This is a genomic window from Sulfitobacter sp. AS59, assembly GCF_038899995.1.
Lineage (GTDB): Bacteria > Pseudomonadota > Alphaproteobacteria > Rhodobacterales > Rhodobacteraceae > Sulfitobacter.
Genome location: NZ_JBBMQK010000002.1, coordinates 501,212 through 525,411, shown reverse-complemented (window position 1 = coordinate 525,411; position 24,200 = coordinate 501,212). Strand labels below are relative to the sequence as shown.

At 57.2% G+C, this 24,200-nt stretch carries 25 protein-coding genes; 14 read left to right on the top strand and 11 right to left on the bottom strand.

The annotated features are described in order from the left end of the window. Positions 1-3: 3 nt before the first annotated feature. The 3 genes from WNY39_RS06855 to WNY39_RS06845 all read left to right on the top strand — a co-directional run bounded on the left by WNY39_RS06855 (position 4) and on the right by WNY39_RS06845 (position 3,531). A complete protein-coding gene (locus WNY39_RS06855) occupies positions 4-534 on the top strand; it encodes a gamma-glutamylcyclotransferase (protein WP_342844868.1) in 531 nt (176 codons plus the stop codon). Positions 535-608: 74 nt separating this feature from the next. Continuing rightward, positions 609-1,811, top strand: coding sequence for a biopolymer transporter ExbB (locus WNY39_RS06850; RefSeq protein ID WP_342844867.1), 1,203 nt, complete (start codon positions 609-611; stop codon positions 1,809-1,811). A 1-nt stretch (position 1,812) separates the two neighbouring features. Beyond that, positions 1,813-3,531: a peptidoglycan -binding protein gene (locus WNY39_RS06845; protein ID WP_342844866.1), complete on the top strand. Its 1,719-nt coding sequence runs from the start codon at positions 1,813-1,815 to the stop codon at positions 3,529-3,531. Between the two features lie 2 nt (positions 3,532-3,533). Here WNY39_RS06845 and WNY39_RS06840 read toward each other — a convergent pair whose 3' ends face one another. The 3 genes from WNY39_RS06840 to gloB all read right to left on the bottom strand — a co-directional run bounded on the left by WNY39_RS06840 (position 3,534) and on the right by gloB (position 7,766). Continuing rightward, positions 3,534-4,505, bottom strand: a complete 972-nt coding sequence (locus WNY39_RS06840; protein WP_342844865.1) for a M23 family metallopeptidase — start codon at positions 4,503-4,505, stop codon at positions 3,534-3,536. Continuing rightward, complete coding sequence (gene clpA, locus WNY39_RS06835; RefSeq protein WP_341233939.1) at positions 4,502-6,823, bottom strand: ATP-dependent Clp protease ATP-binding subunit ClpA; 2,322 nt, start codon at positions 6,821-6,823, stop codon at positions 4,502-4,504. Before clpA ends, WNY39_RS06840 begins: the two co-directional genes overlap by 4 nt. A gap of 175 nt (positions 6,824-6,998) precedes the next feature. Beyond that, the gene (gene gloB / locus WNY39_RS06830; RefSeq protein ID WP_342844864.1) at positions 6,999-7,766 is read right to left on the bottom strand and encodes a hydroxyacylglutathione hydrolase; all 768 of its coding nucleotides are present in this window, start codon (positions 7,764-7,766) and stop codon (positions 6,999-7,001) included. A gap of 196 nt (positions 7,767-7,962) precedes the next feature. Between gloB and WNY39_RS06825 the strand changes: the two genes are divergently transcribed. The 7 genes from WNY39_RS06825 (at position 7,963) to WNY39_RS06795 (ending at position 14,354) form a co-directional block, all read left to right on the top strand. Then, positions 7,963-8,709, top strand: a complete 747-nt coding sequence (locus WNY39_RS06825) for a hypothetical protein (protein ID WP_341233941.1) — start codon at positions 7,963-7,965, stop codon at positions 8,707-8,709. Between the two features lie 289 nt (positions 8,710-8,998). Next, positions 8,999-9,559 (top strand): F0F1 ATP synthase subunit delta, encoded by a 561-nt coding sequence (locus WNY39_RS06820; protein ID WP_342844863.1) that lies wholly within the window; start codon positions 8,999-9,001, stop codon positions 9,557-9,559. Then, the gene (gene atpA, locus WNY39_RS06815) at positions 9,560-11,098 is read left to right on the top strand and encodes a F0F1 ATP synthase subunit alpha (RefSeq protein ID WP_341233943.1); all 1,539 of its coding nucleotides are present in this window, start codon (positions 9,560-9,562) and stop codon (positions 11,096-11,098) included. It begins immediately after the preceding gene. A 14-nt stretch (positions 11,099-11,112) separates the two neighbouring features. After that, positions 11,113-11,991: a F0F1 ATP synthase subunit gamma gene (locus tag WNY39_RS06810; protein ID WP_342844862.1), complete on the top strand. Its 879-nt coding sequence runs from the start codon at positions 11,113-11,115 to the stop codon at positions 11,989-11,991. Positions 11,992-12,010: 19 nt separating this feature from the next. Then, positions 12,011-13,435: a F0F1 ATP synthase subunit beta gene (atpD, locus tag WNY39_RS06805; protein ID WP_342844861.1), complete on the top strand. Its 1,425-nt coding sequence runs from the start codon at positions 12,011-12,013 to the stop codon at positions 13,433-13,435. 12 nt (positions 13,436-13,447) lie between these two features. Further along, positions 13,448-13,885, top strand: coding sequence for a F0F1 ATP synthase subunit epsilon (locus WNY39_RS06800; RefSeq protein WP_342844860.1), 438 nt, complete (start codon positions 13,448-13,450; stop codon positions 13,883-13,885). 127 nt (positions 13,886-14,012) lie between these two features. Beyond that, the gene (locus tag WNY39_RS06795) at positions 14,013-14,354 is read left to right on the top strand and encodes an H-type lectin domain-containing protein (protein WP_342844959.1); all 342 of its coding nucleotides are present in this window, start codon (positions 14,013-14,015) and stop codon (positions 14,352-14,354) included. A 24-nt stretch (positions 14,355-14,378) separates the two neighbouring features. Here WNY39_RS06795 and WNY39_RS06790 read toward each other — a convergent pair whose 3' ends face one another. Beyond that, complete coding sequence (locus WNY39_RS06790) at positions 14,379-15,398, bottom strand: ribose-phosphate pyrophosphokinase (protein WP_342844859.1); 1,020 nt, start codon at positions 15,396-15,398, stop codon at positions 14,379-14,381. Between the two features lie 109 nt (positions 15,399-15,507). Between WNY39_RS06790 and WNY39_RS06785 the strand changes: the two genes are divergently transcribed. Continuing rightward, a complete protein-coding gene (locus tag WNY39_RS06785) occupies positions 15,508-16,107 on the top strand; it encodes a 2-hydroxychromene-2-carboxylate isomerase (protein WP_342844858.1) in 600 nt (199 codons plus the stop codon). Further along, complete coding sequence (locus tag WNY39_RS06780; protein WP_342844857.1) at positions 16,104-16,886, top strand: alpha/beta hydrolase; 783 nt, start codon at positions 16,104-16,106, stop codon at positions 16,884-16,886. The genes WNY39_RS06785 and WNY39_RS06780 overlap by 4 nt, the downstream gene beginning before the upstream one ends. A gap of 9 nt (positions 16,887-16,895) precedes the next feature. On the opposite strand, the gene WNY39_RS06775 is transcribed toward WNY39_RS06780, so the two are convergent. The 6 genes from WNY39_RS06775 to WNY39_RS06750 form a co-directional block, all read right to left on the bottom strand. Beyond that, the gene (locus WNY39_RS06775; protein ID WP_342844856.1) at positions 16,896-17,933 is read right to left on the bottom strand and encodes a beta-eliminating lyase-related protein; all 1,038 of its coding nucleotides are present in this window, start codon (positions 17,931-17,933) and stop codon (positions 16,896-16,898) included. Then, on the bottom strand, positions 17,933-18,403 hold the full coding sequence (locus tag WNY39_RS06770) for a YcgN family cysteine cluster protein (protein ID WP_342844855.1): 471 nt from the start codon (positions 18,401-18,403) through the stop codon (positions 17,933-17,935). Before WNY39_RS06770 ends, WNY39_RS06775 begins: the two co-directional genes overlap by 1 nt. Beyond that, positions 18,400-19,332: a bifunctional riboflavin kinase/FAD synthetase gene (locus WNY39_RS06765; protein ID WP_342844854.1), complete on the bottom strand. Its 933-nt coding sequence runs from the start codon at positions 19,330-19,332 to the stop codon at positions 18,400-18,402. Before WNY39_RS06765 ends, WNY39_RS06770 begins: the two co-directional genes overlap by 4 nt. A 141-nt stretch (positions 19,333-19,473) precedes the next feature. Then, positions 19,474-19,917: a MaoC family dehydratase gene (locus tag WNY39_RS06760; RefSeq protein WP_341233953.1), complete on the bottom strand. Its 444-nt coding sequence runs from the start codon at positions 19,915-19,917 to the stop codon at positions 19,474-19,476. A gap of 91 nt (positions 19,918-20,008) precedes the next feature. Then, positions 20,009-20,881 carry a TIGR01459 family HAD-type hydrolase gene (locus WNY39_RS06755; protein WP_342844853.1) on the bottom strand — a complete coding sequence of 291 codons (873 nt, stop codon included), beginning with the start codon at positions 20,879-20,881 and terminating at the stop codon, positions 20,009-20,011. Positions 20,882-20,965: 84 nt separating this feature from the next. Further along, complete coding sequence (locus tag WNY39_RS06750) at positions 20,966-21,538, bottom strand: TetR/AcrR family transcriptional regulator (RefSeq protein WP_342844852.1); 573 nt, start codon at positions 21,536-21,538, stop codon at positions 20,966-20,968. A 101-nt stretch (positions 21,539-21,639) separates the two neighbouring features. Here WNY39_RS06750 and WNY39_RS06745 point away from each other — a divergent pair, with 101 nt between their 5' ends. Then, complete coding sequence (locus WNY39_RS06745; RefSeq protein WP_342844851.1) at positions 21,640-22,206, top strand: carboxymuconolactone decarboxylase family protein; 567 nt, start codon at positions 21,640-21,642, stop codon at positions 22,204-22,206. 89 nt (positions 22,207-22,295) lie between these two features. On the opposite strand, the gene WNY39_RS06740 is transcribed toward WNY39_RS06745, so the two are convergent. Continuing rightward, the gene (locus tag WNY39_RS06740) at positions 22,296-23,216 is read right to left on the bottom strand and encodes a manganese-dependent inorganic pyrophosphatase (protein ID WP_342844850.1); all 921 of its coding nucleotides are present in this window, start codon (positions 23,214-23,216) and stop codon (positions 22,296-22,298) included. Positions 23,217-23,350: 134 nt separating this feature from the next. On the opposite strand from WNY39_RS06740, the gene WNY39_RS06735 reads away from it, so the two are divergent. Continuing rightward, positions 23,351-24,031 carry a DUF2161 family putative PD-(D/E)XK-type phosphodiesterase gene (locus tag WNY39_RS06735; protein WP_342844849.1) on the top strand — a complete coding sequence of 227 codons (681 nt, stop codon included), beginning with the start codon at positions 23,351-23,353 and terminating at the stop codon, positions 24,029-24,031. The last annotated feature ends 169 nt before the right edge of the window (positions 24,032-24,200 follow it).

Here is a 24,200-nt window from a genome sequence, read left to right as displayed (position 1 = left end):
AGGATGGAAATGTGGGTGTTCGGATACGGCAGTTTGCTGTGGAAACCGGGGTTTGACGTGGCGGAAAGCGTGATCGGCCGCCTGCCGGGATATGCCCGGTCGTTTTGCATGCGCTCGATCCACCATCGCGGCACGGTTGATCATCCGGGCTTGGTGCTGGCGCTTGATGCGATGACGGGCAGGGCGTGCGATGGCATGGCGCTGCGCGTCGCACCGGGGCAAGAGGCGCAGACGCTTGAATACCTGCGCGAACGCGAACTGATCTCCTCGGCCTATGTGGAGAAAACCCTTGATGTTCAGCTAACGGACGGACGCAGTGTGGCAGCGGTGGTCTATGTGATCGATGCGGATCATGACCAGTATTGCGGCGGCATGCCCTTGGAAGAACAGGCGCAAATCATCACAACTGCTGTGGGGGGGATGGGCCCTAATACCGAATATTTGTTCAACACGGCCAGCCACCTGACGCAAATCGGGCTGCATGACGCGTCGCTCGAGTGGTTGCACAACCGTGTGAAGCAGCTTTGCGCATAAATCCTTGGCATAATGGTCGGGGTTGGGTGTAAGGTGCCACAATAGAAGCACAAAAGTGTCAGGATCAATGAGGCATGGCGCAGTCAGACCGCGAGTCTAAACCACAATTTTCCCAGCCGGTACGGCAGATTACGTTGATGCTGATCGCACTGGGGCTGACCGGGGCGGGTGCGTTTTTGGCACTGCCCAGCGTCTTGCCCATCTTTGCCGCAAACCCCTATCTGAACGGCGTCATTATCGCGGTGTTTTTCATCGGTGTGATCGCTTGTTTCTATCAGGTGCTGCAGCTGATCGGATCGGTGCGCTGGATCGAAAACTTTGCCTCGGACGCGCCGGACCCTGATACGGTTGCCCCGCAACTGCTGGCCCCGCTTGCATCGCTTTTGCGCACACGCGGCGCGCGGATGCAGGTAAACGCGACATCGACCCGATCGATCCTGGATTCGGTCAGCACCCGCATCGACGAGGCGCGGGAAATTACGCGCTACATCGTCAACATGTTGATCTTCCTTGGCCTTTTGGGGACATTTTACGGATTGGCGACGACTGTTCCGGCGGTGGTTGAAACCATTCGCAGCCTCGCCCCGCAAGAGGGCGACGGCAGCACCGATATGTTCGCGCGGCTGATGACCGGACTTGAATCGCAACTGGGCGGCATGGGCGTTGCCTTTGGGTCGTCCTTGCTGGGCTTGGCGGGGTCGCTGGTTGTTGGGCTGCTCGAACTATTTGCAGGACACGGCCAAAACCGGTTCTATCAAGAGCTGGAAGACTGGCTAAGCTCGATCACTAGGATCGGTTTTTCAGCCGGGGAAGACGGCCCGTCAGATCAAGGTGCGGTCGCAGGTGTGTTGGACCACATTACCGAACAGATGGACACGTTCCGAGAACTGATCGGCCAGTCGACAGAAAGCCAGATGGCTTTGAACACGCGTCTAGGGATGCTTGCCACGGCCGTTGGGGCGCTGACGGAACGCAATACGCAGGGCGACGTAACCAACGACAGCCTTGACCGGATCGCCAAAGGCCAAGAACGCATGATCGCAGTGCTGGAGGGGCAAGAAACCGACGATCAGGTTGATGCCGAAAGCCGCATGCGCCTGCGGTCGATCGACGTTCAGATGCTGCGGATACTCGAGGAAATCTCGGCCGGGCGGCAAGAAACGATGGCCGAGCTGCGCAAAGATATCTCCTTGCTGGCCAAGGCGCTTTCCGCACCGCGCGCCCCAGAACCACGCCGTATGCGCAGCCCGGATAAGCCCACGTCCGAGGACAGCTAGGATGGCGCTTTCCCGACGCTCAGGATCACGGTTTCAATCCTCCATCTGGCCGGGGTTTGTCGATGCGATGACCGGGCTTTTGCTGGTGCTGATGTTTGTTTTAACCATCTTTATGGTGCTGCAAGCGGTGCAAACCCAGCGGATCAGCGGACAGGAAGACGAATTGAACTCCCTCTCGGGTGAGGTCGCGGCGCTTGCGCAAGCCCTTGGGATGGAACGCCAGACCAGTGCAGATCTTGAGGCACGGGTGGGGGCGTTGAACGCGTCGCTTACATCGGCGCAGGATCGGGCGGCAGAGCAGGCGGCGTTGATCGCATCGCTGACCTCAACGGCGCAAGCGCAGGCCGCGCAGTTGCAAGATGCGCAGGCACAGATCACGTCGTTCGAGGCACAGGTAGCGAGTTTACTGTCGCAACGCGACGACGCGCAGGCCCGTGTTACCTCGCTTGAAGACGAGCAAGCCGATTTGCTTAGCGCGCAAGAGGCGCTCAACCTTGCTTTGGCTCAGGCGCGCAGCGAAACAGATGCGCAGGCCGAAGCCGCACGGCTGGCCGCCGCGCGCCGCGAGGCGCTGGATGCACTGGTCGCCGATCTGCGCGCCCGCAACGCCCAAGTGCAGTCGCAACTGGCCAGTGCGGAAAAGGCCAATGCCGCAGCCCTCGCGCAAGCCGAAGCGGACCGTCTGGCAACCGTTGATGCACTGTCAGATGCTGAAGCCGCCAAGCTGGCAGAGGCCGCAGCGGCAGAGCTGCTGCGGGCCAAGTTGCAGGATGCGGATGCAGAGCTAACCGCCATGACCCTCGCGCTTGAGGCGCAGCGCAAAGATGCCGAAGACACCTTGACGCTGTTGGCCGCAGCCCGTGCCGCCGAGGCCGAATTGACTGCGCAGCTAGACGCGTCCGAAGCGGCGCGACAGGAGGCCGCTGCACAGACCGCCGCGCAAATGACAGATGCAGAAAAGCGGGCCGCACTTTTGGCGGTGGCGCGGACTGCGTTGACCGAGGAGCAAGAGATCAGCGCCAAGGCGCAGCGTCAGACGGAATTGTTGAACCAGCAGGTCGCGTCCTTGCGCGGCCAGTTGGGTGAATTGCAGGCCTTGTTGGATGATGCCGTGGCGCGCGATGCCGCGAAAGAGGTGCAGTTGCAGTCGCTGGGGTCAGACCTGAACACGGCATTGGCCCGCGTCGCCGCCGAAGAACGCCGCCGCGCGGAGCTGGAAGCCGCTGAACGCAAGCGCCTGGAGGCAGAAACGAAAAACCTTGAGCAGTATCGATCAGAGTTTTTTGGCCGTCTGCGCAATCTATTGGGCAATCAGGCTGGCGTGCGTATCGAAGGGGACAGATTTGTATTCTCGTCCGAGGTGCTATTCCCGCCCGGGGCCGCCACGCTGTCGGACGATGGCCGGAACGAAATTGCCAAGGTCGCAAACATCCTGCGCAATGTGGCGTCAGAGATACCACCCGAGATCGACTGGGTTATTCGCGTGGATGGCCACACGGACAATCAACCGCTTTCCGGGCTGGGAGAGTTCGAGGACAACTGGGAACTTAGCCAAGCGCGCGCGCTGTCTGTGGTGAAATACATGATCAACTTTCTAGGGATATCGCCTGACCGGCTAGCGGCAAACGGGTTCGGGCAATACCAGCCTGTTGCGACCGGTGATACAGAAGAAGCCCGCGCACAAAATCGCCGGATCGAGCTGAAGTTTACCGAAAAATAGAATTACCGGACGTCGATTTGGACAGTCTTGTGACCCAGGGTATCTGTGCCGCGCATCAGGATCACTTCGCCGCTATAGCTGCCTATGGGCCAAGGTTTGCCCCGGCGCTTTTTACCGATAGCGCGAAAGGATTGCGCCTGCGTCTTGGTCAATGTGACGTCATCCGCGATCACCACGCCTTGGGGGCCGGTGATCGACAGTTTTAGGATGTCGCCGGGTTGGCTGCCAAACAGATACCCCCAAATCACCAAGGCGGGTGCGTCGGTCGGCAGTGTCTGCGCATCGACTGTACCGGCTTTGATGTCATCAAACGTAGGGATTTCCCGCGCAAATCCGGCACCGATCAAACCGCCAGGGCGATAGTCTGGGCGATCCTTCCACAGGTTGCTGTCGCCCGGGGTGGCGCAGGTCGTGATGCCATCGGGGTCAAAGGGATCAATCACCTTACCATCTTTGCGCACGGACAGGTGCAGATGCGGGAATGCCGCCTTGCCGGATTGGCCTACAAAGCCCAATTCCTGCCCCTGCCACAGCTTTTGGCCGGGTTTGACAATCACCGAGCCCTTTTTCAGGTGGCAATATTGGGTTTCCCATCCGTCACCGTGGTCGATAACCACGCCGTTTCCGCATTCACGACCAGCAATGTCATCTGCATGGGCCGCGGAATAGCTGACATCATCCATACTGTCCCGCACGCCTTTAACCCGTCCAGCGGCGGTGGCTAAAACGCGGATGTTGCGCGCAATGTCGCGGCGGCTGGTCAGGGCAAAATCAGTGCCTTTGTGACCGTTATAGCTGAGCGTGGAACAGGTGAAATCCGACGCGATGGGCGACGGGTCGCTGTCGACATATTGCTGGATATAGCAGTCAGAGGCCAAATCGCAGTCGATGGGGGAGGAAAGCAAAAAGGCCTCTGCCAGCACGGGGCTGGCAGAGGCCATGGCGAGGCTGAGCGCCGCGCCAGTTAGCTTCATTCTGCCGTTAAGAGCGGCGGCTTGTTTCCTGTCAGCTTGGGGTTTTCTGCCCCCAGAACCGTCAGGTCCAACTCACCCTTCTTGACGCCAACTTTGACGACGCCACCCTTGGCCAGTTTGCCGAACAGCAATTCCTCGGCCAGAGGCTTTTTGATGTATTCTTGGATCACGCGGCCCAAAGGACGTGCACCCATTTTCGCATCATAGCCTTTGTCGCCCAGCCATTCAGCGGCTTTGGTCGACAGCTCAATCGTGACATTGCGGTCCATCAATTGTGCTTCAAGCTGCAGAACAAACTTTTCGACCACACGCATGATGACTTCTTTGGGCAGTGGCGCAAAGCTGATCACGGCATCCAGACGGTTGCGGAATTCTGGCGTGAACGTGCGCTCAATCGCGGCAGTGTCCTCTCCGGTGCGGCGATCACGGCCAAAGCCGATTGCCTCTTTCGCTTGTTCGGAGGCACCCGCGTTCGAGGTCATGATCAGCACGACATTGCGGAAATCCACCGTCCGGCCATTGTGATCGGTCAGTTTGCCGTGATCCATCACCTGCAACAGGATGTTGTAGACGTCCGGGTGTGCTTTCTCCATCTCGTCAAGCAGCAGCACGCAATGCGGGTGTTGATCGACGCCATCGGTCAGCATGCCGCCCTGATCAAACCCGACATAGCCGGGAGGTGCACCAATCAACCGCGAAACGGCGTGCTTTTCCATGTATTCAGACATGTCAAAGCGCAGCAGTTCCACACCTAGGGTGTCGGCCAATTGTTTTGCGACCTCGGTTTTACCGACGCCGGTTGGACCTGCGAACAGGTAGTTGCCGATGGGCTTTTCCGGTTCGCGCAGACCCGCACGGGCCAGCTTGATCGCTGACGCCAACGCATCAATCGCTTTGTCTTGACCGAACACAACACGCTTAAGTGAGGCTTCGAGATCCTTGAGGACGACAACATCGTCTTTCGACACGTTCTTGGGCGGGATGCGGGCGATTTTGGCGACCACAGCCTCGACCTCTTTCGTGCCGATTGTCTTGCGCCGCTTTGAGGCGACAACGAGATGTTGTGCTGCCCCGGCTTCGTCGATCACATCAATGGCCGAATCCGGCAATTTGCGGTCGTTGATATAACGGTGCGCCAGTTCCACAGAGGTACGGATCGCATCGGCAGTGTATTTGACCGAATGGTGATCCTCGAAGTAAGGCTTGATACCGCGCAGAATTTTAACCGCATCTTCGACGGACGGCTCGTTTACGTCGATCTTTTGGAAACGACGTGCAAGGGCGCGGTCTTTCTCAAAATGTTGGCGGAATTCTTTGTAGGTAGTTGACCCCATGGTGCGCAGTTTGCCGCCCGCAAGCGCAGGTTTCAGCAAGTTAGACGCATCCATTGCGCCGCCTGATGTAGCACCAGCACCGATGACGGTGTGAATTTCGTCGATGAACAACACAGCGTTTTTGTGCTCTTCAAGCTCGGTTACGACGGCTTTCAGGCGTTCCTCGAAATCACCGCGATAGCGTGTGCCGGCCAACAGTGCCCCCATGTCGAGGGAATAGATCGTGGTTTCGGCAAGCACTTCGGGTGTTTCGCCCGCAACGATTTTGCGCGCCAGACCTTCGGCGATGGCTGTTTTACCAACGCCCGGATCACCCACCAAAAGCGGGTTGTTCTTGCGGCGGCGGCACAGCACCTGAATGCACCGCTCGACTTCGGCTTCGCGGCCGATCAGCGGGTCGATATCGCCTTCACGCGATTTGGCATTCAAGTCCACGCAATATTTCTCAAGCGCGGTTTCTTTCTTGTCGCCGTCAGTCACGCCTTGGGTTTCTTCCTCGTGCTCGGGCGCACCAGAGACAGAGCGTGGTTCACCGAATGCAGGGTCTTTGGCCACGCCATGGGCGATGAAATTCACCGCATCATAGCGGGTCATATCCTGCTCTTGCAGGAAGTAGGCGGCGTTGCTTTCGCGTTCGGCAAAGATCGCGACAAGCACGTTCGCGCCGGTCACTTCGGTGCGGCCTGAAGATTGCACATGGATCGCGGCGCGCTGAATAACCCGCTGGAACGCAGCGGTTGGCACGGCCTCGGAACCGTCAATATCGGTCACCAGATTGCTCAGGTCCTCGTCAACAAATTCAACGAGGGTTTCGCGCAGTTCCGTCATGTTGACCGAACAGGCTTTCATGACTTGAACCGCATCTGGTTCATCAATCAGGGCCAGAAGCAAATGTTCAAGCGTTGCAAACTCGTGCTTGCGCGCGTTTGCCAGCGCCAAAGCGGAGTGGATGGCTTGTTCTAAAGTAGACGAGAATGAAGGCACGGGCGTGCTCCTTTTCGATCTGTGTCGGTTCGGTGCCTATGGGATAGGCGTACCTGAGCCGAACATGGCCTCATAGTATTAGAGTTTGGTTGATCATGGCAAAGCTTCAAGGCTTTTTTGTAGTATTCTCGTCACAATTAACGTGAACGGGTGGTTTTGACCATGATTGCGGCGCTCAGAACCTGTCTTTGCGGGCGCGAATTTCAGCAAACACATCAGTGTCGGTGGCGTTTACCATTCCCAGTTGTGCGCGAATGCCCGGATCGGCGGGGCGCAAAAACGGATTGGTTTGAAGTTCCGTTGAAAGCGTCGAGGGCACCGTCGGCACGCCATCCTTGCGCGCCTGATCGATTTCTCTTGAACGAGATATAAGTGCCTGATTTTCAGGATCAACCGTTAACGCAAATTTTGCGTTCGATTGGGTGTACTCGTGACCTGAGCAAACAGTGGTATCCGAGGGCAGTTTCATCAGCTTTTGCATGCTGCCCCACATCTGCGCGGGCGTGCCTTCGAACAAGCGGCCACAGCCAAGCGCCATCAGGCTATCGGCGGTAAAGACGCATTTCGCATCAGGGACATAAAACGCGATATGCCCGACCGTGTGGCCCGATACATCCATCACCTGCACGTCATGGCCTGCGAACTGGAAGGTTTCACCATCGTTGAGCGCGTGATCCAGCGCAGGCAGACGATGTTCATCTGCTTTGGCCCCCAGAATACGCGCGGGGTGTTCGGCGGTCAGATCAGGTACCCCTTGGATGTGGTCCGGGTGGTGGTGGGTCAGCCAGATCTCGGACAGCGTCCAGCCCAGCTCCTTTAACTTGGCCGAGATGGGGGCCGCTTCGGGCACGTCGATCAGCGCGACTTGCCCGCTGTCTTGGTCGCGCAACAGAAAGGCATAATTGTCCGACAGGCAGGGAATGGTCACAAGATCGAATAGCATGGGGTGGCTCCTGTCTGGGTGGTTTAGTTAATAGTAGCTGCCGCAGACCGGGGGGCAAGGGGATAACGGGCGATCCGGCGGCAAGGGCCGGTGTGTCCTGTCTAGGTAGAAATGAGATCGGGGAGGCCATGTCTCTTTTGCAAATGAACGGTTCGGGCTAAGGTCCGACCATCGGTTCCGGCAAAAGGCTCGCCTCATGCATCTTGATGTACAAGATTTGCGCAACTTTTATTATCGTAGCGCGCTTGGCCGTGCCGCGCAGTTCTCGTTGCGCAGCCGTATGCTTGAGCTGTGGCCCGAAGCGAAGGGTCAGACCGTTGTGGGTTTCGGTTTTGCCGCCCCGTTGCTACGGCCCTATCTGGCGGATGCGCGCAGGGTCATGACCCTTATGCCCGGCCCGCAGGGGGTGATGCCATGGCCGGCTGGAATGGCAAACACATCTGTCCTGACTGAAGAGACGCTTTGGCCGATCGAGACAGGCCACGTGGACAAGCTGGTTTTGCTGCACGGGCTTGAGACATCGGACAGGCAGGGTGATTTGCTGGAAGAATGCTGGCGCGTTCTGGGGCCGGGGGGCAGGGCGCTGTTTATCGTGCCCAACCGTGCGGGCCTGTGGGCGCGGCGTGATCTTACGCCGTTTGGCTATGGGCGGCCCTATTCGCCTGGCCAGCTTGAGACACAGTTGCGCAAACACCAGTTTCTGCCAGAACGCCAATTAGGTGCACTCTATCAAATGCCGTCACCGCGGCGTATCTGGATGCGATCCGGCAAACTGTTCGAGAAAGTCGGCAGACATGTCCCCACAATGATGGCGGGGGGCGCTGTCATGGTCGAGGTCACAAAGCTGGTTTATCCACCCAAGGGTAAAGTCGAACGTCGCGCTGCGCGCCGGTCTATCCGCGTGCTGGAAGGGGTCGGGTCGCCAATCGTTAAACCGGTGTAAGAAATACACGTACTGGTTAAAGGGCTGGCTAGAATCGTTTCCAAATGGTTAATGGTGCTGCACCCTTGTGGATAGGGCGGTTTGACACGGGTCAAAGCGTCGCAGTTCATGAGGGCGCTAAGAATAAGGGGCGGTTTCCGGTCAGAACCTCACTATACTGTGTTGCGGGGCGCAAACCTGTCTGCTACATCGGCCCTGATTTTGACGTCTTGGGTTAATTCAAGCCGCGCCAACACCCCGGTGACGCGAGTTATTCGCATATCCGGCACTGACGTACGAGAGGATGGACGTGTCCGAAACAGCATCGATCTCTACAGGTATCGCAAAGCGCTATGCGACTGCCGTGTATGAACTGGCCTCTGAGGCCAAAACCCTTCCACAGATTGAAAAAGATCTTGATGCGCTGCAAGCCTCTTTGGCTGACAGCGAAGATTTCCGGGACCTGATCCATTCGCCGATCTACACGCGCGAACAGCAGGCTTCCTCGATCAGCGCCATCGCCAAAAAGATGGGCCTGTCTGATACAATGTCTAAAACGCTAGAGCTCATGGCAAACAAGCGTCGCTTGTTCGTTATGCCCCAGCTGATCCAGAACCTGCGCGAGATCATCGCGGTGGAAAAGGGCGAAGTCACCGCTGATGTGATTTCGGCCAAGGCGCTTACCAAAGCGCAATCTGATAAATTGTCCAAGTCGCTTGCTGCGACAACCGGCAAAAAAGTAACGTTGAATGCGACCGTTGATGAATCCCTCATCGGTGGTCTTATCGTCAAAGTGGGCTCTAAGATGATCGACACGTCGATCCGCGCAAAGCTCAATTCCCTCCAGAATGTAATGAAAGAGGTCGGATAAATGGGTATCCAAGCTGCAGAAATTTCTGCGATCCTTAAGGACCAGATCAAGAACTTTGGTCAAGAAGCAGAAGTCGCCGAAGTTGGCCGCGTTCTGTCCGTTGGCGATGGTATCGCTCGTGTATATGGCCTGGACAACGTCCAAGCCGGCGAGATGGTCGAATTCCCCGGTGGCATCATGGGCATGGCCCTGAACCTTGAAACCGACAACGTTGGTGTTGTTATTTTCGGTTCTGACCGTGACATCAAAGAAGGCGACACAGTCAAGCGCACCAACTCCATCGTGGACGTGCCAATCGGCAACGGCCTGCTGGGTCGTGTTGTTGACGGTCTGGGTAACCCCATTGACGGCAAAGGCCCCATCGCATCCACCGAGCGTGGCCTTGCAGATGTTAAAGCCCCCGGCATTATCCCACGTAAATCGGTTCACGAACCAATGGCGACAGGCCTCAAGTCTGTTGACGCGATGATCCCTGTTGGCCGTGGCCAGCGCGAATTGATCATTGGTGACCGCCAAACCGGTAAAACAGCTGTCGCACTTGACGCGATCCTGAACCAACAGCAAGTCAACGCCGCCGCTGGCGACGACGAGAGCAAGAAAATGTACTGCGTGTACGTTGCGATCGGTCAAAAGCGTTCGACTGTTGCCCAGCTTGTTAAAAAGCTCGAAGAAACCGGCGCGATTGAATATTCCATCGTTGTTGCCGCAACCGCGTCCGAGCCTGCACCAATGCAGTACCTCGCACCTTACTCTGCGACAGCCATGGCGGAATTCTTCCGCGACAACGGCCGCCACGCTTTGATCATCTATGATGACTTGTCCAAGCAGGCTGTTTCTTATCGTCAAATGTCCCTGCTGCTGCGTCGTCCACCCGGCCGCGAAGCGTACCCAGGTGACGTTTTCTATCTTCACTCCCGGTTGCTTGAGCGTTCCGCCAAGCTGGGCGATGCGGCTGGTAACGGCTCGTTGACAGCTCTGCCGATCATTGAAACTCAAGGCGGCGACGTTTCGGCGTTTATTCCAACCAACGTGATTTCGATCACCGACGGTCAGATCTTCCTTGAAACCGAACTGTTCTACCAAGGCATCCGCCCTGCTGTGAACACCGGTCTGTCGGTTTCGCGCGTTGGCTCCTCGGCTCAAACCAAAGCAATGTCTTCTGTTGCTGGTCCGGTTAAACTGTCCTTGGCTCAGTACCGCGAAATGGCGGCCTTTGCTCAGTTCGGTTCCGACCTTGATGCGTCCACCCAGCAGTTGCTGGCCCGTGGTGCACGTCTGACAGAACTGATGAAGCAGCCGCAGTACTCCCCTCTGACCAACGCCGAGATCGTCTGCGTTATCTATGCGGGTACAAAGGGTTTCCTTGACAAAATCGACGTTAAAGAAGTCGGCCGCTTTGAAGCTGGTCTGCTGGCGCACCTGCGCAGCAAGCACGCTGATCTGATGAAAGACATCACTGAAAACGATCGCAAGGTTAAGGATGAGCTGGAAGACAAGATCAAAGCTGCCATCGAATCTTTCGCCGCTGACTTCGCTTAAGGGAGGGAAGGCAGATGCCAAACCTCAAGGACCTAAAAAATCGGATCGCGTCGGTGAAAAACACCCGCAAGATCACGAAAGCCATGCAAATGGTTGCCGCGGCGAAACTTCGCCGCGCGCAGGAAGCTGCCGAGCAGTCACGCCCCTACACAGAGCGTTTTAACGCTGTGATGTCGCGGCTGGCCGCGTCGGTAGGTGGATCGGATTCCGCGCCCAAACTGCTTAGCGGTACAGGCCAGAATAAGGTACACCTGCTGGTGGTCATGACCGCAGAGCGCGGTTTGTGCGGTGGTTTCAACGCCAACATCGCAAAGCTTGCCAAAATCCATGCCCGCCGCCTGATCGGCGAGGGCAAGGAAGTCAAAATCTTGACTGTTGGTAAAAAGGGCCGCGACAGCATTCGTCGCGAGTTCGCCAAAAACATCGTGGGTCACGTTGACCTGACCGAAGTCAAGCGTATCGGTTATGCCGACGCGCAAGGCATCGCAAAAGATGTGCTTGGTCGCTTTGACGCGGGTGAATTTGATGTCGCAACGATCTTTTACGCAAAGTTCGTGAACGTCGTCAGCCAGACCCCAACGGCGCAGCAGATTATCCCTGCCTCCTTCGACACCGAAGAAGGCGCGGACGAGGCGACAACACTGTTCGATTACGAGCCCAGCGAAGAGGCCATCTTGGCCGATCTGCTGCCGCGCGGTGTCGCAACAGCGATCTTCTCGGCTCTGCTGGAAAACGCGGCTTCTGAACAGGGCGCGCGGATGTCCGCAATGGACAACGCGACACGTAACGCCGGTGAGATGATCGATGATCTCACCATCGAATATAACCGTTCCCGTCAGGCCGTCATCACCAACGAGCTGATCGAAATCATTTCCGGCGCGGAAGCGCTGTAAGGTATTGGAGAAAAACGACATGGCAAATGCAGTCGGCAAAATTACACAAGTCATCGGCGCCGTCGTCGATGTGCAGTTCGAGGATCACCTGCCAGAGATCCTTAACGCTGTAGTAACAGACAACCACGGCAGAAAGCTGATCCTCGAAGTGGCTCAGCACCTTGGCGAAAACACAGTCCGCACCATCGCGATGGACGCGACCGAAGGTCTTGTTCGTGGCCAAAAGGTTGAAGACACGGGTCTGCCGATCACGATCCCAGTGGGCAACGCCACTTTGGGCCGTATCATGAACGTTGTGGGCGAGCCCATCGACGAAAAAGGCGAGATCAAGTCGGACGATCGCCGCTCGATCCACGCGGACGCGCCCGAGTTCTCCGAGCAGTCCACAACATCCGAAGTTCTGGAAACAGGCATCAAAGTTATCGACCTTTTGGCCCCATACGCCAAAGGTGGTAAAATTGGTCTGTTCGGTGGTGCCGGCGTTGGCAAAACCGTTCTGATTATGGAACTGATCAACAACATCGCCAAAGTGCACTCTGGCTACTCGGTTTTTGCCGGTGTGGGCGAGCGTACACGTGAAGGTAACGACCTTTACCACGAGATGATCGAATCCAACGTTATCAACCCTGATGACCTTGAGAAATCGCAAGTGGCGCTGGTTTACGGCCAGATGAACGAGCCTCCAGGTGCGCGTATGCGTGTTGCTTTGACAGGTCTGACATTGGCCGAACAGTTCCGTGACCAATCCGGTACAGACGTTCTGTTCTTCGTCGACAACATCTTCCGCTTTACCCAAGCCGGTTCCGAAGTTTCGGCTCTGCTTGGCCGTATTCCTTCGGCGGTTGGCTACCAGCCAACACTGGCAACCGACATGGGTGCGATGCAAGAACGTATTACATCGACCAAAGCCGGTTCGATTACATCGGTGCAAGCCGTTTACGTTCCTGCGGATGACCTTACCGACCCTGCGCCTGCGACATCGTTTGCGCACCTTGACGCCACAACCGTTCTTGACCGTTCGATCTCGGAAAAGGGTATCTACCCTGCCGTTGATCCACTTGGTTCGACATCGCGCTTGATGGATCCATCCATCGTTGGCGAAGAGCACTATAACGTTGCGCGTGAAGTTCAGGGTGTCTTGCAGAAGTACAAGTCGCTTCAGGACATCATTGCGATCCTCGGCATGGACGAATTGTCGGAAGACGACAAACTGGCCGTGGCCCGTGCACGCAAGATCGAACGTTTCCTCAGCCAGCCTTTCGACGTTGCCAAAGTATTCACCGGCGCCGACGGCAAGCAGGTTCCTTTGGAAGAAACAATCCAGTCGTTCAAGGCTGTTGTTTCGGGTGAATACGATCACCTGCCCGAAGGTGCCTTCTACATGGTTGGCGGCATCGAAGAAGTGAAGGCGAAAGCCGAGAAAATGGCGGCAGACGCCGCTTAAGGAGCGCTGAAAATGGCAGACACAATGCAATTCGACCTCGTTTCGCCAGAGCGGCGGCTGGCCTCGATGCAGGTGACGGCCGTTCAGATTCCTGGGTCCGATGGGGACATGACAGCAATGCCTGATCATGCCCCCACCATCACCACGTTGCGCCCCGGTGTGCTGCGTGTTGAGGGCCCCGGAGGTGCTACGGACTATGTTGTGACCGGCGGTTTTGCCGAAATCTCAGCCAGTGGCGTGTCGGTTCTTGCCGAACGTGCCGTGCCCAAGGGTGACATGACCCAAGAGCATCTGGACGAGATGATGGAAGAAGCCAAAACAATGTACGCGACGGCGAAAGACAACTTTGTCAACGAGCCGGGCCCTGTTGATGACGCAGCCAAGCTGTTGTCTGACATGGTCGCCCTTGGGGATCACATCGGGTTGTCGAGCAAGCAACCTAACCTCTGATCTTCTGATCGCATAAATGATTAAAGGGCCTCGCAATGCGGGGCCTTTTCTATTTCCGATGATAACACTAAGCTTAGCTAACCTATTGGATTATCGAGCTAAGGCGAAGTGGCACTGCATGAAACGGATGGATGGAAATACTGTAGGCGTCGAAAGCGGGGACACATTGCTTTTCTCGGATTTCGAGGATGGCGGCGAGATGTGGACCGGCACCGGCGAACGTGAACGCCGCCAACGTATTTTATTTTCCACGCCGTTTAAATCACCCCCAACCGTTCAGGCAGCACTGTCCCTGTGGGATGTTGACGCCGGTACGGTGATGCGCGGTGATTTAAGCTCTGAAAATATTGCCGAAGAGGGTTTTGATCTGGTGTTCAAAACTTGGGGTGACACGCGCTTTGCCCGTGCAAAGGTTTCGTGGCTTGCGATCGGGCCGCTGCCCCGTGAGGATGATTGGGACCTTTACTAAAGGCCCCAACAGCCGCCCGCCCGCTTAGCTCGGGTTGTACATACCGTCATAGATCGGTTCGAGGGATTCAGCGTCAAACAGCGACGACACTGAGGTGCCGTTCCAGATGTTCAGGATCGCTTGGGCAAAGATCGGTGCCGTTGGCACGATCCGAATGTTTTCGGCCTGTTTGACAGCATCGGTGGGCTGGATGCTGTCGGTGATGACCAGCGATTTCATGACCGAATCCTTGATCCGCTGAACGGCAGGGCCGGACATGACGCCGTGGCTGATATAGGAATGTACTTCCTTGGCACCGGCCTCCAGCAGTACCTCGGCGGCCTTACAGAGGGTACCAGCCGTGTCGCAAATATCGTCGACGATCAGACATACCTTGTCGGTAACATCCCCGATCACGGTCATTTCAGAGACTTCGCCAGCTTTCTCGCGACGCTTGTCCACGATGGCGAGGGGGGAGTTGATGCGTTTGGCCAATTCGCGGGCGCGCGCAACGCCGCCCACATCGGGCGAGATGACCATCAATTCGTCCATGCGGTCCTTGAACTCGTTCTTGATATCAAGGGCAAAGACCGGCGACGCGTAAAGGTTATCAACCGGGATGTCGAAAAACCCCTGAATTTGCGCGGCGTGCAGATCCATTGTCAGGATGCGTTCGATGCCTGTGCCGACCATCATATTGGCCACCAGCTTGGCTGTGATGGGCGTGCGGGCCTTGGTGCGGCGATCTTGGCGGGCATAGCCAAAGTACGGCAGGACAGCCGTGACACGTGCCGCCGACGACCGGCGCAATGCATCGGCCATGACCAGCAGCTCCATCAGGTTGTCATTGGCAGGGTTCGATGTTGGCTGGATGATAAACATATCCTCGCCGCGGACGTTTTCGAAAACCTCGACGAAAACCTCGCTGTCGTTGAACCGTTCCACCCGCGCATTGACCAACCCGACGTTCACACCGCGGTGCAGAGACATCCGCCGTGCAATCGCTTTGGCCAGTGGCATGTTAGCATTACCTGAGATCAGTTTCGGTTCGGTTGTTTGAGCCATGTGCAAAGGGTCCCCGGTTGCATAACATGTGACAGAATCGTGACGTTGACACCGCTTAACATGACCTTACGGTCTGGCAAAGCTACCCGGGACTGGATCGGAGACCTTAATGCCCCATATCGACTATTTTTTCGCGACTCTTTCGCCATATGCCTATTTGGCGGGAAATCGTCTGGAAGAAATCGCGTCAAAGCATAACGCGACGATTACCTACAAGCCGTTCGATCTGATCACGGTATACGGGCGTACGGGGGGGCAACTGCCCAAGGATCGCCATCCCAGCCGTCAGGATTACCGCGCGGTTGAACTGCCTCGTCAGGCCAAGAAATTGGGCATGCCGTTCAAGCTGCAACCGGCATTTTGGCCCACAAATGGTGCCCCGTCTTCCTATGCGATTATTGCAGCGCAAAACGAGGGTGGCGGCGATGTCGGAAAACTGTGCCAGCTGATCATGCAGGCCGTCTGGGTCGAAGACCGCGATATCGCCCAAGACGACGTGGTGCGTGACTGCCTGACCAAGGCCGGGTTTGACCCCGCCGTCGCGGACAAAGGGATGCTGCAAGCGGCCGACACCTATGCCCGCAATCTGGAAGAAGCGATGGACAAAGGCGTGTTCGGTGCGCCGTTCTATATCCTTGATGATGGTCAGAAATTCTGGGGCCAAGACCGGCTGGAAGACCTTGAAATGTGTTTGGATGGCCGTTTGTGACGCTTAAGACTTTTTCGCGCAGCTTTGGGCATGGTCCCCGCCGCGCATTGGCAATTCACTGTACGCTGGCCCATTCCGGCGCGTGGCGCGGCGTGGCCGAGGCGCTGTCTGATGACCTGACCCTGCTGGCCTATGATCTGCCCTCGCACGGAAAATCTGGCGATTGGGACGGGCAGGGCAATGTGCATGACGTCGCCACCGATATGGCCCGTGCGCTGCTGACCGAGCCGATGGACATTATCGGCCATTCCTTTGGGGCGACCGTGGGCCTGCGTCTGGCCATTGAAAGCCCCGAGCTGGTGCGCAGCCTGACCATGTTCGAACCTGTCTATTTTGCCGCCGCCCTGATCGATGATCCTGACCGCGTGCGCGCAGGTGATCGCAACAGCGCCGCCTTCAACGCCGCCTACGAGAGCGGCAACACGATGGAGGCCGCGCGCATTTTCAACACCGGCTGGGGCGATGGCAGTGGCTGGGAAAAGACCCCTGAAAAGCTGCGTCAGTATATGGCCGACCGCATCCATTATGTTCCGGCCAGTCAGCCGTTCCTGCGCGATGACAGCGCGGGTTTGCTAAAGCCGGGAATGTTTGAACGCGCCACCATGCCGGTGCTGCTGATGGATGGCGAAACGTCGGGCGATATGGCCTTTGCGATCAATGAATCCTTGGCCAAGCGGTTGCCGAATGTCACCTGCCGCACGATTGCAGGGGCAGGGCACATGGCCCCGTTGACGCATCCGGCGGCGGTCGCCGATGAAATCCGGACGTTTCTGGCATAAACCTAGCGGTTAGAAATGCGAAAGAAACTGGTCGATCGCAGGTTTGCCGATTGACCAGTCGCAGACCAGCCGCGCGCCAAGGAATTCTTCGGGATCATCGCCTTCGAGCGACCCGTTCCAGATGTAGTATTTGGCCCCTGCGTCATGCAGCTTTTGATGAATGCGGCGCGGCCAGCTGGCGAAAACCATATTGGCGTCGGGCTGGTGCAGGAACATTGCCCCCGCCGCGCGCAGCCCGGCGACAAGATGCGCCGCGTTGTCGTTGGCCTGCTGTGCCATCTTCATCCACAAATCATCCTGCAGATAGCCCGCCATTTGCGCCGACAGATAACGGTGCTTGGAAAACAGATGCGCCCCGCGTTTGCGGCGCAATTCGAATTCCCACGCTTTGGTGGGATCAAAGAAGACCACCGCCTCGACCCCCATGCAGCCATTCTTGGTGCCGCCAAAGCTGACAACGTCAACGCCCGCTTTCCAGGTCATTTCCGCTGGTGTGCAGCCCAAGGACACCAGCGCGTTGGCAAAGCGTGCCCCATCCAGATGCACGGGCAGGTCATAGTCTTTTGCCACGGCCGTTAGCGCACGGATTTCGTCCAGCGTATGCACCGACCCGCGTTCGGTCACTTGGGTGATCGACACCGGCCCGCGCTGCGCGCCGTGCACATTGCCGTCGGGGTGTTTCTCAATGGCGCGGCGCAAGGCGTCCGGCGTCATTTTGTCGTCTGTGTCGATTACGGTCAGCTTTGCCGCTCCGGCATAGAACTCGGGCGCATTACATTCGTCTTCGTTGATGTGGGATGTCGTTGAACAGAAAATCGTCTGCCACGGCTGGGTATAGCAGGCCAGCGCCAGCGCATTGGCAGCCGTGCCGGTGGCGACCAGATATACCTCTGCCTGAGGGGCCTCAAACGCGGTGCGGATGGCATCGCGTACCTCGTCCATGATCGCATCCTTGCCATAGGGCATCGCGTGCCCCTCGTTGGCTTGCGCCAGCCGCGCCATGATCTGCGGGTGAACGGGGCCTGCGTTGTCAGAGGCAAAAAACATCAGGTCGGCTCCTCAATAATGTGATCTTCCCATTCCTCGAACGGGGTGTCGAATTCTGAAACAGTATCATATTGCACCGAAATACCGGCGGTATGCACGCTGTCCGGATCGCCGGAAATCAGCGGATGCCAATCATACAAGGGCTTGCCCTGCCACAGCAGGCGATAGGCGCAGGTCAGCGGCATCCAATAGGCATGAGTATCCAGATTTTCAGGCTTAAGCACGATGCAATCGGGCACAAACTGATGGCGGTTTTCATAATGGGTGCAGCGGCAGGTGGAATCGTCCAGCAACCGGCAGGCCACGCGAGTCAAAGCGACCTCTTGCGTGTCCTCGTCCTCCAGTTTGTTCAGGCAGCATTTGCCGCAGCCATCACACAGCGCCTCCCATTCGGTGGGGGACATCTTGGCAAGTGGCTTCTTCTCCCAAAACCGTTTGGCCAACCCTTTGGCGGCAATCGGATCGGTCATAGCGCGGCCAAAATGGCACGGGCCTGGGCACTGTCGGCATCCATCTGTGTGATCAGCGCATCAAGCCCGTCAAATTTTTCTTCACCGCGTAAATGTTCAACCAAGGCGACAGAGACATGCTTGCCATATAAATCACCCGAAAAATCAAAGATGAACGTCTCAAGGTTGGCTTTGTTTTCGCCAAACATCGGGCGCACCCCAAGGCTGGCCACACCATGATAGCGCCCGGCTTGCGGCCCTTCCAGCACATCGACCAACACGGCATAGACGCCAAAGGCAGGCGGGTGCAGCCCGTCGATTGACATATTCGCGGTCGGGTAGCCCAATTCGCGCCCCCGCTTTTCGCCGTGCAAGATCGGGCCTTCGACACGGTGCCAATGGCCCAGCATGGCGGCGGCCTCACGGGGTTTCCCGTTTGACAACGCAGTGCGAATTGCCGTCGATGACACGGTGCTTTCGCCCTTTGCCATCAACGGGGCGACGGTCACGCCAAACCCCATCTCGGCCCCGAAATCACTCAGCATCTCGGCGGTGCCGGCACGTTTCTTGCCAAAGCAAAAATCGGCACCTACCACGACATGACGCAAGCCCAACCCATCGACCAAAACATCCTTGGCAAAGCCGCGCGGGCTTAGCGCCGATAGGGCGGCGTCAAACTGCAACTCATACAGCTTTTTCACCCCAAGCTTTTCCAACTGATGCGCCCGCGCTTCGGCACCCATCAGGCGAAAGGGCGGGGCAGAGGCGGCGAAAAACTCGCGCGGATGCGGCTCGAACGTGACAACGCCCAAGGGGGCATCGGGGCAGGCATCACGGGCAAGGTCAATCACAGACCGATGCCCCAGATGTACGCCGTCAAAATTCCCGATCGCCGCCGAGGCCCCGCGATCAGACGCGCTTACAAATTGATAATCTCGAATGATATCCATGGCCAAGGTCGTAGCCCCGTCTGACCTGACTGACAAGCGGCGGCCCTGCTTCTCTGGCTCAAAAATATCCCGGGGGTGCGGGGGCTGGCCCCCGCCCGGCGCAGAATTTGCAAAACGGTCCGTAAACGACCTTGGTCGCGATCAGTCGAATTTGCGCGAGGGTGCCAGAACTGTTGCTTCGCCTACCAGAACCTTCTTGCCCTCGACGGCACAATGGCAGTCCAGCCTGACCCGACGCTTGGCGACATCAATGTCGATCACCTTGACCTCGGCATATACCATGTCACCGGGGCGCACGGGGGCCAGAAACTTCAGCGACTGGCCCATGTAAACCGTGCCATGACCGGGCAGTTGTTCACCAATCACGGCCGAGATCAGGCCGGCGGTCAGCATTCCGTGGGCGATACGCCCCTCAAAGATCGTGTCTTGGGCGTAGTCGTCATCCAGATGCACCGGGTTCCGATCGGTGGAAATCTGCGCGAACATTTCGATATCTTCGTCCGTCACGACCTTTTGCAGGTAGCGGGACATGCCCATTTCGATGTCTTCGATACAGATCGTTCCGCGCGGAAGGTTATCCAACATGCTACACCCTTCAAGTAATAAAGTGACGCGCCCAAGGGCGTTTGAGACACTTAATTACTTTGCAGGCGCAGAAAAGCAAGCGAAAAATGGCTTAGCGCAGGTGCCCGATGGTATAGGTCGGCGATGACATTTCTTTTTCCAAATAGCTGGCCAACGCTTCAGGATCGGGTTGGGTTGTGGTTTTCGTCTCGGTTGCAGCCAAACCGCCCGAGATGAAAAGCGAATCGATATCTTCGCCCATCGCCCCTTTGACGTCGGTTTGGGCACCATCGCCAATGGCCAGAATATCCTTGTCGGAAATATCGCCAGCCACGGTGAACAGCCTGCGCCGCGCCAGATCATAGATGGGCGGATGGGGCTTGCCGAAATACAGGCTCTCGCCGCCCATTTCGGTATAAAGTGCAGCAACAGCGCCGGCGCACCATTCGCGGACATCACCCCGGTCCACCACGATATCAGGGTTCGCGCAAAGCAGCTTCAAGCCCTTTTGCTTGGCGAATAGCAGCTGTGGGCGGAGCACGCTGGGGTCTTCCATCGGGTCAAAGGGCCCCGTGCAAACGATTCCTTCGGCCTCTTCAAGCGGGACTTTGTTAATCGTCACGGGGTTTTCGAGAATGGCGATGGGATCAAAGAAATGTTTGTCCTGTGGTGGCCCAAGGTGCCAGATATTATTGCCCACGGTGCCACGGTACATCGCTGCGCGTGCAGAATCGCCCGAGGTGGCGATGTCATCCCATGCGTCTTGAGGGACGCCAAATTCGGTCATCTGCTTTTCCACACTGGCGCGGGGCCGGGGGGAGTTTGTGACCAAAATCACCTTGCCGCCACCCTTTCGATAGGCCTGAAGCGCTGCAACGGCGTCTGGCAGCGCTTTGACCCCGTCATGCACGCAGCCCCACAGATCGACAAACAGCGCCTCGTAGCGGTCCGAGATTTCGAAGAGGTTGTTGATGATCTGGGTCATTTGGGGCGTTCCGATCTGCAATGTATTTTTACCGCAGAAAGCATACATACCAAGGCGGGGCAACAAGATGTGCGGCCCTTGGGGTCAGAGTGTCGCCAGATTATCCGCGATCTCGGTTGCGATAGCGTTGGCATCCACGCCGTCGCGTTCCGCGGAAACGCGCAAACCCAAAACGTCGGATTGATACCTGCGCGCCAAACTGCGCGGATCACGTGCCGCGCTAATGTCGCCAGCGGCTTGGGCCTGTTCAAACAACTCCGCGAAAAGCTGCTCCATCTTTAACAAATGCTGGTTCGCCTCTTGAGCGAGGGGGTGATTATGCGCCTGAAGCTCAAGCAGGGTTTTTGACAGCATACAGGCCTTGGCCGGGGCTTTTTCGTTGCCGATGGCCATGGCCGGAAAACGCTGTAGCGCCTCAAGGGGTCCGTATTCCTGGGCGAGTTGTTTCAGGCGTTCGGTCCCATCCGAGGCATATTTATTCAAAGCCAGCGCGAACAGGGCATCCTTTGATCCGAACGCCGCGTAAAAGCTGCCGGGTTTCATTTTCAGTGACGCTTCTAGATCCTTGAGGGACGTGCCCGCCCATCCGCGCTGCCAAAACAGATCGCGGGCGCGGTCGATAAGGTCGTTGCGGTCATAGTTTGGTTTGCGTGGCATCAAATCACCTAATTTTGAATGATCACTCAATTATATACTTGAGTGATCGCTCAATAAAGCCTAAATGGACATAACCGACATAAATTAAAGGATGCCGTAAAATGACTTTCCCTTCCCACGATCTTGATTCCGCCCCCGAAGCGTCCAAACCGCTGTTGGAACAATCGCAAAAGGCGTTTGGCCGTTTGCCCGGCCTGCACAAGGTTCTGGCCGAAAGCCCGCAGGCCTATGAAGGCTATCAGGTGCTGCACAAGCTGTTCACCGAAACCGATTTCGATGCCGAGGAACTGACCGTTGTCTGGCAGGCGATTAACGTCGAGAACGAATGCCACTACTGCGTGCCGGCCCACACTGGCATCGCAAAGATGATGAAAGTGTCCGAGGAGATTTCCGAGGCGCTGCGCAATGAAACACCGCTGCCCACGCCCAAGCTTGAGGCGCTGCGCACCTTTACGGTGCAGATGTTCCGTGAACGTGGCAATGTGACCGACGCGCAAATGCAGGCGTTCTTTGATGCGGGTTATGGTCATCGTGCGGTGCTGGACGTTATTCTGGGGATGGCGCAGAAAACCATGTCGAACTACGTCAACCACGTTGCACAAACGCCCGTTGATGAGGTGTTTAAACCCCTCGCATGGACCCGTGGCGATACACCACTCAAGGTCTAATCACGGCGCTGTACCAGCGCTAAACAAACAAAAGGCCCCTTCGATCCGAAGGGGCCTTTTGCGTTTAGCTCGTTAGATTGTCTTGGATATCAGACCTTAAGGTTCGGGATGATCTGCTTTTTGCGGCTCATGATGCCGGGCAGAACGACCGTGTCGCCGGTGACCGTCGCGCCAAAGCTTTTCTCGGCCACGGCTTTTGTCAGCTCGTTCGGGATCAGCATTGTGGCTTCCTCGTTCAGGATATCGACCACGAACAGCAACACCTGATCGGCACCGTCTTGGGTGGCCACGCCGGGCATTGCCGCCATTAGCGCATCTTTGCGGTCCAGCACAGTCTTGGGCGACGTGGTTTCCAGAACCGAAACGCGGAACTGCTTGCCGCCAACTTCGTATTCCTTGCTGTCCATCCGCAGCAATTCAGCCTCGGAAAAGGACGAAACGTCAGATTTCGCGGCAAACATCTGTGCCGCGTATTCTGCGATGTCGATGCCCAGATCTTTGGCCAGCGCATGGGCGATTGCCTTGTCTTCCTGCGTTGTGGTCGGGCTGCGGAATTCCAGCGTGTCGGACAGGATGCAAGTCAGCATCGCGCCTTTGATGTTTGTGGGCATCCGCGCGATGTCGTCGCCGATTAGCTTGTACATGATCGTGGCGGTACAGGCCAACGGCTCCATCGTGATGCTGATCGGGCCTTTGGTCTCAAGCCCGCCCACCAGTTTGTGGTGGTCGATGATCGCCTTGATGTCCGCGTCATTGATGTTGTCGGGCAGCTCGGCTGGGTTGTTGGTGTCTACGATCACGACGGGTTGGTCGGCTTCGACGCCCGAAATGATCTGTGGCTTTTCCAGCTTCCAGTGGTCCAGCATGAACAGCGCTTCGGTGTTTGGTTCGCCCAGCAGGGCAGGGGCGGCATCGACGCCTGCGACCTCGTTTAGGTACCACGCCCAGATGATCGGGCTGCCGGTGCTGTCGGTGTCGGGGGATTTATGGCCAAAAACGAGCGTTGTCATATGCGGTGTCCTGCAAAGGGGAGGGTTGGATTTTCGCGCCTTATAGGGGCAGGTCGTGCACTTGTCACCACCTTGAGCATCTGCACCGTCTTGGGGGTTCTCAGCACCAATGGAATACTGCTAGCAATAGCATCATGAGCACCCCGCGCGAAACCGATCTTTACCCGCCTGTGAAATCCTTTCTTGAGGATCAGGGATATGTGGTGAAAGCCGAAGTTGGTGCCGCCGATGTGGTGGCGATCCGGGGCGAAGAGCCGCCGGTGGTGGTAGAGCTGAAGCTGGGGTTTTCACTGGCGCTGTTTCATCAATGTGTTGAACGGCTCAAGGTCAGCGACGATGTGTATCTGGCCGTCGCGCATAAACCCGGCAAGCCGTTCTACAAAGCGGTCAAGGCCAATACCGTGTTGGCGCGGCGGTTGGGGCTTGGGCTGATGACGGTGCGGTTGTCGGATGGGCTGGTGTCGGTGCATTGCGATCCGGGGCCTTATGCGCCGCGCAAAAACGCCAAGCGCAAGGCGTCGCTGTTGCGGGAGTTCGCTCGGCGGCAGGGTGATCCGAATGACGGCGGGCAAACCCGTGTCGGGTTGATCACGGCATACCGGCAAGACGCGTTAAAGCTGGCGATATACCTGTTCGAAGTCGGTGCCAGTAAAGGGTCAGACGTCGCCCGCGAGACCGAGGTGAAGCGCGCAACAGCCATGATGCGCGACAACCACTATGGCTGGTTTGAAAAGGTCGAAAAAGGCATCTATGGCATTTCGCCCGAGGGGGCAGAGGCCGTTGCGACCAGCGGCCGTGTTCTGGGGTCCGGCTGATAATGGCCGTTCGATCCGACCCGTTACAATTTTTCACAACACAATGGTTGACTAGGACAGGGGACATCCTTAGCTAAACATCGTTAGCACTCAAGGCTACTGAGTGCTAATGGCCACTTCCTCGAACGGGGGAACGTGGCTTGGGAGAATAACTTTGAGCCTTAAGGAG